Here is an 8,758-nt window from a genome sequence, read left to right on the forward strand (position 1 = left end):
TGAACGTCAACGCCAGCACCATGATCGCGACGCCGGGGAAGGTCGCCGCGGCCGGCTTGCGCACCTCGGTGTCGAGCTGCCGCTGCTTGAGCTCCGCGTTGCGCTCGGCGACCTTCTGCTGCTCACCCAGGATCGCCTGGTCGCGCTCGGCCTGGGCGAGCGGGCCGGCGGCCGCCGAGCGGGCCTTGGCCGCGTCGATCTCGGCCTGCATCGCCGCCTTCTTGACGGACAGGTTGCGCTCCGCGACCGCGATCGCCTCCTCGGCCAGCATCCGCTCCTGCTCCGCGGCCTGCCGCGCCCGCGCCTCCGCGATCGACGCCTCCTTGAGCACGCGCGCCGCCTCGGGCCGGCCGAGGTCCTGCAGGTAGGAGCCCTCGGCCAGGATGTCCTGCAGCTGGAACGTGTCGAGCACCAGGCCCTGGTTGGTCATGGAGTGCTCGGCCTCCTCGGCCACCGCCGAGGCGAACGCGGCGCGGTCCCGGATGATCTCCTCGACGGTGAGCCGGCCGACGATCGAGCGCAGGGAACCCGCCAGCACCTCCTTGGTGAACTCCTCGATCTCCCGCTGCTGGCGCAGGAAGCGCTGTGCGGCCGCGCGTACCGCGCCCTCGGTGCCACCGACCTTGACGATCGCGACGCCGTGCAGGTTGGCCCGGATGCCCTGCTTGGTCACGGCACCCGCGATCTCGACGTGGATGCGCCGGCTCGACAGGTCCAGCGACTGGACCTTCTGCACGACCGGCAGGACGAACACGGAGGCGCCCATCACGACCTTCTGGCCGGACAGGTCGATCTGCCGGGAGGCGTCCGACGACTCGATCGCCTGCGCCTTGCGGCCGGTCACGATGAACGCCTCGTTGGGGGCGGCCACCTTGATCCGCGAGAGCACGAACATGACCAGGAGGAGGATGAGCAGTGCGGCGCCGCCGAGGGCGATGATCAGTAGCATCTGGACAGCCCTTCAGGACAGGGGATGGACCGGCTCGACGACGACGCTCGTCTCGCTGGGCGCCTCGACCACGAAGATCTCGGCACCGGCGGGCAGGGGTCGGTCGGCTTTCGCGTACACCTTGATCGGATGGCCACCGAGGCGGACCCGCACCTCGCCGTACCCGGTCGCGGTGATCGGCGTGACGACCACGCCGAGCGTCCCGACGAGATCGGCCCGGGTGGGCGTCGCGTCGGTGCGCATGTCGCGGGCCGCGCGGGACAGCCGGACCGCGAGGTAGGCGGTAGGCAGGGCGGCGAGGACGCCGACGCCCGCCGCGACGGTTATCGCGCCGGGGGTACGCGCGCCGAGCAGCTCACTGGTGATCGCGCCGGCGAACCCGAGTGCGCCGACGAAGCCCGCCACCGCCTCGACCGAGAAGAAGTCGGGCAGGTCGAGATGCGCGAGGTGCAGCAGTTCGGCGCCGACCAGCGACAGGGCGAGCACCAGCGCGCCGGCGCCGCCGATGAGCAGGAACACCACGGTGGCCGCGTCCACGCCGCACCGCCTTCCATGCGCTGACACCAGCGTAGTGGCCATCCGCCACCGCCGATCCGTCGTCGGGGCGCGGTAGCGTCGGCTTCCTGTCACCGGTGACCCGCGTGCGCGGCAGCGGCCCGTCGCCCGAAACGTTCACGCTTCGCGAGCCGTTCCCCGCGTGACGTCGTTCTTCCCACGCCGGCCGAGGTAGTCCGCGCGCTGTTCCGGGTCGAGGTGCTCGATCGCGAACCGCACCACGACCCGCGGGGCGGTGGCCGCGTGCCGGTCGAGGAAGTCCAGCAGCCGCGGCCGGTCGTGCCTGCCCGCCTCCCGCAGCATGCCGCCGACGACGGTCCGCACGAACTCGTGCTCGTCGTCGACCAGCAACTCGGCGACCGCGAACGTGTCGTCGAGATCCTTCGCCCGCACGAAGGTGAGCGTGGCCATCATCGCGATGCGGCGTTCCCACCAGTCGTCCGACCGGGCGAGTCGATAGAGGACGTCGCGGGGCTTGTCGAGCAGCCAGCCGCCGATCACCTGGTGCGCGCTGACGTCGACGAGGTCCCAGGTGTTGATCCGGTCTGTCCGCCTCAGATAGAGGTCGAACAGTGCGGCGCGGTCGGCGTCCGTCGTGCGCTTGCGGACGGCCCGCTTGCCCATGATGCTGACGGCGCCGACGCGGACGAGGTGGATGTCGCTGTCCAACAGCTTGTCGATCTCCGCGACGGGCAGGTCGACGTGCTCCTTGGCGAGCGCGAAGACGTCGCGCATGGGGACCTTGTCACTCTGCTCGCGAAGCGCCTGGATCCGCTCCACGAAGCCGGCTGCGGTGCCGGTCATGCGACCGGCTGGATGGGTGTCATGACCTGATCGTGCCGCTGGGCCCGGTCAGAGTCCATCGGATCCGTGGCCGTGCAGCAGCGATCCGCCGCCGGCCAGGCGTTTGGCCGCCGGCCACGTCGGTCACCAGGATCTTGCCGGCGGCTGGTCGCGGGGTGAGGAGACCCGCCCGCTCGGACCAGCCGAGAAACGCGTCCCGCTCGGCTCGCAGGGGGTCGAAGCCACCGCGGATGACGGCATCGACGTAGCCGGCACGGCTCCCGCCGATCACGATCGTCGCTCCACGCCGGACGATCCGCTCACGGGCGGGGCCGTGGGAGCCGCCGATCTCCTCGCGATCCTCCCAGGCGACCTTCACCAGCAGTTCGTCGATCGATCCCGACCTTCCCTCGACCTCGACCCAGATGCTCGACGGCCGGCGCGCGAGGATCGTGAATCGGGCGCCCTCCGGGATCCCGATCCGGTGGCGGCGCCCGCCGACGAACTCGACCGCGTAGTCGTCGTCCGCCGCCAGCCGCCGCATCTGGTCAGGGGTGAGCGGGTCGTCGTCGGCAGGGGCTTCGTCGTCGACGAGGTCCTCCGGCCGGTCGACGATTCCCCGCCGCACCGCTTCCTCGACGAAGAAGTCCACCTCCTCGCCGTACTCCCACGCCATGTGCCCGGTCACCCACTCGTCCTCCTTCGCAGCCGCGTAGACGAGGCAACGCAGGTAGTCGGCGAACGAGACGTCGGCCGCGGGCAGGAGATCCAGCGCGCGGAGGATCAGACGTTGGACCCGCCGCGCACTCTGCGCCAGCAGGAACCCGGACCGGGAGAAGTCGAAGTGCCGCGCCCGACCGTCCTGCAGGTGCGCCAGGCCGCCGTAGAGGAGGCCCGACAGCACCTCGCTCAGGCGATGGACGTCGACCTGCGCCGCCGGCGGCGGAAGGCGGCGATCGTTGCGCAGGTTGCGCAGGGCGGTCGAATGACCGTTGGACGACAGCGCCCGGCCGAACTGTGGCGCGATCGCGCTGAAGGCGGTGGAGTCGCCGATGCGTCCGCCCGTGCGCTCCAGGACCGTCGTCGTGAGGCTCCCGCTGCGGAACGAGGTCAGGACCGCGCACAGGTCGGCGATCGCCTCGTGGATCGCGAGGGTCTGTGGTGTGTTCGAGTCGTAGAGGAACGGGGCGATGCCGTCGATGACGGCGTGTGCGCACTCGTGCGCGACGATGTCCCGGGCCAGGGCCGTGTAGATCGTCTGTGTGGCGTCCGCCGGATGGTCGAAGTAGAAGAACTGGAGCTCCTGCCGGTCCCGGTCGTACCGCGCGTTGGCCCATCGCCCTGCCCTGGGCAGGATGCGCAACGGGCGGCCCGGGTCCCGCCACCTCATCGGGTGCCCCAGCACCCGGTCCAGGTCCATGGTGCGGATGGTCTTCGCCGCCGCCGCGAAGGCCGCCACCTGGATGAACTCGGGCGAGTAGAGGTCGTACGGCTTCGCCAGCCGGAATCGGCCCATCTTGCGTCGACCCGCCGGTGGCTCGTACACGGCCGGCGGCGTCGCCACTCCGGTCCGCAGGTCGAGGTCCACGACGGCGATCTGGTGTGTCGACGGTCCGTCCCCGATCCACGAGTCGTCGGGAACGACGAGGTGCATTCCCTCCACGGTCTTCGCGACCCCGTGCTCCCGCGCGGTCAGGGGATCCTGCACCATCAACGGGAGGTGGACCTTCATACGGTTGCCAGGCCGAGTTGGACGACGTCGGCGATGCCCTCCTCACACGTGCGGACGGAGTGGGCGCCGTCCGGGCCGACGACCACCACCATGCCCCGCGGGAGGTCCTTCTCCTTGCGGATCGCCGGCGGCGCCGACCGGAGGTCGACCGTGCAACCACTCCTGAGGCGGCAGGCCACGTAGCTGATCAACTTGGCCAGTCCGGCCGCGCCGCCGACCGCCGCGACGACGATGCCGACGATCAGCTCCGGCGCCATCGCGGCGCCACCGGGCCGCCGCACCGCGGCCCCGGCGAACTCGTCGGGAACCGAGGCGAGCATCGCCGTCTCGGTCTCGTCGAGCTCGGCGTCGGTCGACCACTCCAATGTGATCGCCACCGGACCACCGAACAGGGCGTCGACGAACTGGCTCACGGAGGCCTCCTCGGACGCGTGGGCTGCTCCTTCGTAGAGTCTGTCCCACCGTGGGTGTGAGGCGACAGACCCTTGTGGCCGATGGCCCCCGGTCAGGCGAACGCGGCGCGTGGGTCCAGGAGGCGGCCCCGGGCGTACGCCTCGTCGAAGGTCCGCCCGCCCAGCGCGGCGACCGCGGCCGTGCGGATGTCGGCCAGGTCCGCGGCGTCGTCGGGGTCCGGCACCTGGCCGATCGCCGCGAACGCGGCGTCCGTCACGCCGACCAGCAGGGCCGCCCGCGCGTGGTCGCCCTCCGCCGACGCGAGCGCCGCGCCCGCCACGCAGGCGTACGGCACGAAGTCCGACCAGCCTGCCGCGAAGATCGCCGCGCGGACGGAGGCGAACAGGTCCCGCGCGGCGGCGAGGTTGCCGAGCTTCAGCTCGCAGAACGCGAGGTTGTGCCGCTCCCAGTTGACCGCCTCGGTGCGGCCCAGTGACTCGTTGAGCGCGATGCTCTCCTGATAGAGCCCCCGCGCCCGGGTGTAGTCGCCCGACATCCGGGCGATGCCGGCCAGCACGTGGCGTGGGCGTTCCGCCAGGCTCCGGTCGCCCGAGCGCAGCGCGACCTCGAGCGCCTCCCGGGCCCGGGTCGCGCCGAGGGGCAGGTCGCCGCCGCGGATGGCCACGCGGGCGAGGCTGTAGCGGGCCTCCACCTCGTTCGCGAGGTCGCCGGCCGCGGCCGCGCGGGCGATCTCCGCCTCGCTCATCCGCACCACGGCGTCGGTCTCGCCCCGGCGGAAGGCGGCGCGGACCTCCGTACTGAAACTCATGCCGTGGAGTGTGCGCGATCGGCCAGCGTCGAGGTGAAGAAGGTGGTCAGCTCGGTCGCGGCGGCCGGCACGTCCCGGTCGTAGAGGCTCACGTGGGTGGCGCCCTCGACCCAGTGCAGGCGCTTCGGGCCGCGGGCGCGCTCGTACGCCAGCTGCGTCATCCACGCCGTCGCCGCCCGCGTGCCGACGACCATCAGCAGGGGCTGCGCCGGCATGAACGCGAACGGGTCGAACGTGACGATCCGGTCGATGCTCGACAAGGTGAACTGTTTCGCCGAGCCGGGATGGCCCGCCCGATCGGTGCGGTAGTACTCCCAGCCCTCGAAGACGTGCTCTCCCCCGGCCCGGGCCTGCTCCTCGGTGGCGGGAAAGATCTCGAATGTCCGCGCGGGCGCGCCACTCGCCTCCACGGTGCGGGCGTTCGCCGCGGCCGCCAGCATTCCGTCGATCACCCGCGGGTCCTGTGTGCCGTCGGCGCCGACCCGGAACTGCCGCCCGATGTCCGCGGCGCTGACCGTGGCCACGGCCCGGATCCGGTGGTCGCCGGCGGCCGCCGGCAGGACGTAGCCGCCGGACGCGCAGATGCCCAGCGCGCCGATCCGGTCGGCGTCGACCTCGGGCCGGGTGGTCAGGAACGAGACGGCGGCCTTGAGGTCCTCGGTCCGCTGGGCCGGATCCTCCAGCCCGCGCGGCTCGCCACCGCTGGCGCCCTGGTGCGCCGCGTCGAAGGTCAGCACCACGAACCCGGCCGTCACCAGCCGCTCGGCGTACGCCGCCGCGGCCTGCTCCTTGACGCCGCTCGCCGGGTGGCCGATGACGATGCCGGGGCGCGGGCCGGTGTCGGCAGGGGTGTAGAGGTGTCCGGCGAGGCCGATGCCGGCGCTGGGAAAGGAGACGTCGCTTCGCATGCTCCGAGCGTCCGTCGCGGCAGACCGCCCTGGAAGGGAAAGATCTTTCCCACCCGCGCGCGAGCAACAATGGGTGTGATGGCCACGACCCGATCCGAGTTCGGTGCGTTCCTGCGGGCGCGCCGCGCGGAGCTGACCCCGGAGGCGCTGGGCCTGCCGGCCGACGGCACGCCGCGCCGGGTGCCGGGGCTGCGCCGGGACGAGGTGGCGCGGCTGGCCACGATGAGCGTCGACTACTACACGCGGATCGAGCAGGGCCGCCTGCCGGCGTCGGTGACGGTGCTGGAGTCGCTGGCGCGCGCCCTGCGCCTGGACGAGGGACAGCGGCGGTACCTGTACGAGCTGGCGGGCAAGCCCCGAGACCGTGACCGGACCGAGCATCAGCGGGTACGCCCGCCGGTGCGCCGCCTCCTCGACCAGCTCGACCACTGCCCGGCCCTCGTGCTCGGCCGGCACAACGACATCCTGGCCTGGAACGCCGCCGCGGCCGCGCTCTACGTGCAGTTCGCGGACCTGCCGCCAGACGAACGCAACTACATCCGCCTGGTCTTCCTCGACCCGGCGATGCGCGACCTCCACGTCGACTGGGAGGACGCGGCCCAGGTGGGCGCCGCGACCCTCCGCATGGCCACGGCCGGCAACCCCGACGACCCACGCCTGCGCGAGCTGGTCGACGAGCTGTCCCAGAGCCCGGAGTTCCGGCGCTGGTGGTCCGCCCACATCGTCTCGACGGCGAGCCACGGCACGAAGCGGTTCCGCCATCCGGTGGTCGGCCCGCTGACCCTGGACTGCGACACCTGGACCAGCCCCGACGACCCGGACCAACGCCTCGTGGTCCTCACGGCCGAGCCGGGCAGTCCCTCGGACGAGGCCCTCCGCATCCTCACGTCGTGGACGGCCGGAGACCCGACCACCACGAGGCCCACCTCGAAAGGCGCGTAACGCCTGGGATGGGGACGGGCCGTGGCCGCCACCCTGCTCCGAGAGTGGCGGCCTAGCGGCTCAGCCCTTCACGCACACCACCTGCTTCAGGTGGGCGACGACCTTGACCAGGTCCGACTGCTCGGCGATGACCGTGTTCAGGTCCTTGTACGCGCCTGGGATCTCGTCGACGACGCCCGCGTCCTTGCGGCACTCGACGCCTGCCGTCTGGGCCTTCAGGTCGCGGACCGTGAACGTCTTCTTCGCCTTGGTCCGCGACATGCGCCGGCCCGCGCCGTGCGACGCCGAGTTGTAGGCGTCGTCGTTGCCCAACCCGCGCACGATGTAGGAACCCGTGCCCATCGAACCCGGGATGATGCCCAGCTCGCCCCGCCCCGCCCGGATCGCGCCCTTGCGGGTGACCAGCAGCTCCACGCCGCCGTAGGTCTCCGACGCCACGTAGTTGTGGTGGCACGAGATCGGCTCGTCGTAGCGCACCCGCGGCACCGCGTCGCGCAGCACCCGGCACAGCAGCGCCAGCATGACCGCCCGGTTGCGGGCCGCGTACTGCTGCGCCCAGGTCAGGTCGTGCCGGTAGGCATCCATCTCCGGCGTGTCCGCGACGAACACCGCGAGGTCGCGGTCCGGCAGGCTCGCGTTGTGCGGCAGCTTGCGGGCGACGGCGATGTGCCGCTCCGCCAGCTCCTTGCCGATGTTGCGCGAACCCGAGTGCAGCATGAGCCAGACCCGGCCCGCGTCCAGGCCGCCCTGCTCGACGCACACCTCGATGAAGTGGTTGCCGCCGCCGAGCGACCCGAGCTGCCGCGTCGCCCGCGTCTCCAGGCCGCCCACGTCCGCCGAGAGCGTCCGGAAGCCCGCCCAGAACGTGTCCCAGCCCGCCGTCGGCAGGCCGTGGATCCGGTGCGGGTTGACCGGGTCGTCGTGCGCGTTGAAGCCGACCGGGATCGTCGACTCGATCGCCCGGCGCAGCTTGCCCAGGTCGTCCGGGAGGTCCGACGCGACCAGGCTGGTGCGGACCGCGGACATGCCGCAGCCGATGTCGACGCCGACCGCGGCCGGCGCGAGCGCCTGGCGCATCGCGATCACCGAGCCGACCGTGGCGCCCATCCCGTAGTGCACGTCCGGCATCACGGCCACGCCCTCGACCCAGGGCAGCGTGCCGATGTTGCGGAGCTGCTGCGCCGCCTGGTCCTCGATCGTCGCCGGGTCCGTCCAGACCCGGACCGGCGCCCGCGTGCCCGGCAGCAAGGTGTAGCTCATCGTCTCTCCAATATAGAAGCAAAAGAAACCGCCCGACCCCGATGCGGGGTGGGCGGCGGCGAGGCGCGCTGGGCGGCTCAGCTCGACCGCGGACCCGCGGGGCATGGGAAGGGTCGCCCGGCACAGGGCACACCCGCGACACGTGTCGACTCAAGGGTTTGCCAGGGCATCGCGGGTCTCTCCTTCGCTCGCTTCTCCATCGACGGTATTGCGCCGGACCCCCCCCGCCGGCTCAGCAGTTCGTCCGCGTCCGACGGGGAGAGCAGGTCCACGAAGCCGGCGGGGCCGGCCAGCTCCGACGCGCGTGACAGCAAGGGCGCCTTACCCCAGTAGGCGCCCGCGAACTGGTCCGGGTCGACGCTGATGCAACGGGTGAGCGCCGGGCGGTGCGCACCGCCCGGCGCCGG

9 protein-coding genes and 1 pseudogene are annotated in these 8,758 nt (G+C 72.2%); 1 reads left to right on the forward strand and 9 read right to left on the reverse strand.

All coding sequences use genetic code 11. The annotated features are described in order from the left end of the window. From AB0H87_RS33200 to AB0H87_RS33230, 7 genes are all read right to left on the reverse strand, one after another. Positions 1-949 (reverse strand): flotillin family protein (locus tag AB0H87_RS33200; protein ID WP_360154764.1); only part of this gene is annotated, 949 nt, incomplete at its 3' end. Positions 950-961: 12 nt separating this feature from the next. Beyond that, positions 962-1,486: an NfeD family protein gene (locus tag AB0H87_RS33205; RefSeq protein ID WP_360154766.1), complete on the reverse strand. Its 525-nt coding sequence runs from the start codon at positions 1,484-1,486 to the stop codon at positions 962-964. 135 nt (positions 1,487-1,621) lie between these two features. Further along, positions 1,622-2,308 carry a DNA alkylation repair protein gene (locus AB0H87_RS33210; RefSeq protein WP_360154769.1) on the reverse strand — a complete coding sequence of 229 codons (687 nt, stop codon included), beginning with the start codon at positions 2,306-2,308 and terminating at the stop codon, positions 1,622-1,624. Between the two features lie 19 nt (positions 2,309-2,327). Then, positions 2,328-3,998: a hypothetical protein gene (locus AB0H87_RS33215; RefSeq protein WP_360154772.1), complete on the reverse strand. Its 1,671-nt coding sequence runs from the start codon at positions 3,996-3,998 to the stop codon at positions 2,328-2,330. A 17-nt stretch (positions 3,999-4,015) separates the two neighbouring features. Beyond that, positions 4,016-4,432: a hypothetical protein gene (locus AB0H87_RS33220; RefSeq protein WP_360154775.1), complete on the reverse strand. Its 417-nt coding sequence runs from the start codon at positions 4,430-4,432 to the stop codon at positions 4,016-4,018. Between the two features lie 92 nt (positions 4,433-4,524). Continuing rightward, entirely contained in the window at positions 4,525-5,241 is a 717-nt protein-coding gene (locus AB0H87_RS33225) for a tetratricopeptide repeat protein (protein ID WP_360154778.1), read from the reverse strand. Next, on the reverse strand, positions 5,238-6,149 hold the full coding sequence (locus AB0H87_RS33230; protein ID WP_360154781.1) for an alpha/beta hydrolase: 912 nt from the start codon (positions 6,147-6,149) through the stop codon (positions 5,238-5,240). The genes AB0H87_RS33225 and AB0H87_RS33230 overlap by 4 nt, the downstream gene beginning before the upstream one ends. Positions 6,150-6,227: 78 nt before the next feature. Here AB0H87_RS33230 and AB0H87_RS33235 point away from each other — a divergent pair, with 78 nt between their 5' ends. Next, the gene (locus tag AB0H87_RS33235) at positions 6,228-7,091 is read left to right on the forward strand and encodes a helix-turn-helix transcriptional regulator (RefSeq protein ID WP_360154784.1); all 864 of its coding nucleotides are present in this window, start codon (positions 6,228-6,230) and stop codon (positions 7,089-7,091) included. A gap of 60 nt (positions 7,092-7,151) precedes the next feature. Here the strand turns inward: AB0H87_RS33235 and AB0H87_RS33240 are convergent, their stop codons facing one another. Then, entirely contained in the window at positions 7,152-8,351 is a 1,200-nt protein-coding gene (locus AB0H87_RS33240) for an RtcB family protein (RefSeq protein ID WP_360154787.1), read from the reverse strand. Between the two features lie 224 nt (positions 8,352-8,575). Then, a pseudogene (locus tag AB0H87_RS33245) lies at positions 8,576-8,716 on the reverse strand (cupin); the annotation flags it as partial. Between the last annotated feature and the right edge of the window lie 42 nt (positions 8,717-8,758).

This window comes from Asanoa sp. NPDC050611, assembly GCF_040654855.1.
Taxonomy (GTDB): domain Bacteria; phylum Actinomycetota; class Actinomycetes; order Mycobacteriales; family Micromonosporaceae; genus Asanoa.

Bases quoted from the DNA above. Each gene is read 5' to 3' on its own strand.
- AB0H87_RS33240 (WP_360154787.1), bottom strand. From the start codon at position 8,351: ATGAGCTACACCTTGCTGCCGGGCACGCGGGCGCCGGTCCGGGTCTGG.
- AB0H87_RS33225 (WP_360154778.1), bottom strand. From the start codon at position 5,241: ATGAGTTTCAGTACGGAGGTCCGCGCCGCCTTCCGCCGGGGCGAGACC.
- AB0H87_RS33215 (WP_360154772.1), bottom strand. From the start codon at position 3,998: ATGGTGCAGGATCCCCTGACCGCGCGGGAGCACGGGGTCGCGAAGACC.
- AB0H87_RS33235 (WP_360154784.1), top strand. From the start codon at position 6,228: ATGGCCACGACCCGATCCGAGTTCGGTGCGTTCCTGCGGGCGCGCCGC.
- AB0H87_RS33210 (WP_360154769.1), bottom strand. From the start codon at position 2,308: ATGACCGGCACCGCAGCCGGCTTCGTGGAGCGGATCCAGGCGCTTCGC.
- AB0H87_RS33230 (WP_360154781.1), bottom strand. From the start codon at position 6,149: ATGCGAAGCGACGTCTCCTTTCCCAGCGCCGGCATCGGCCTCGCCGGA.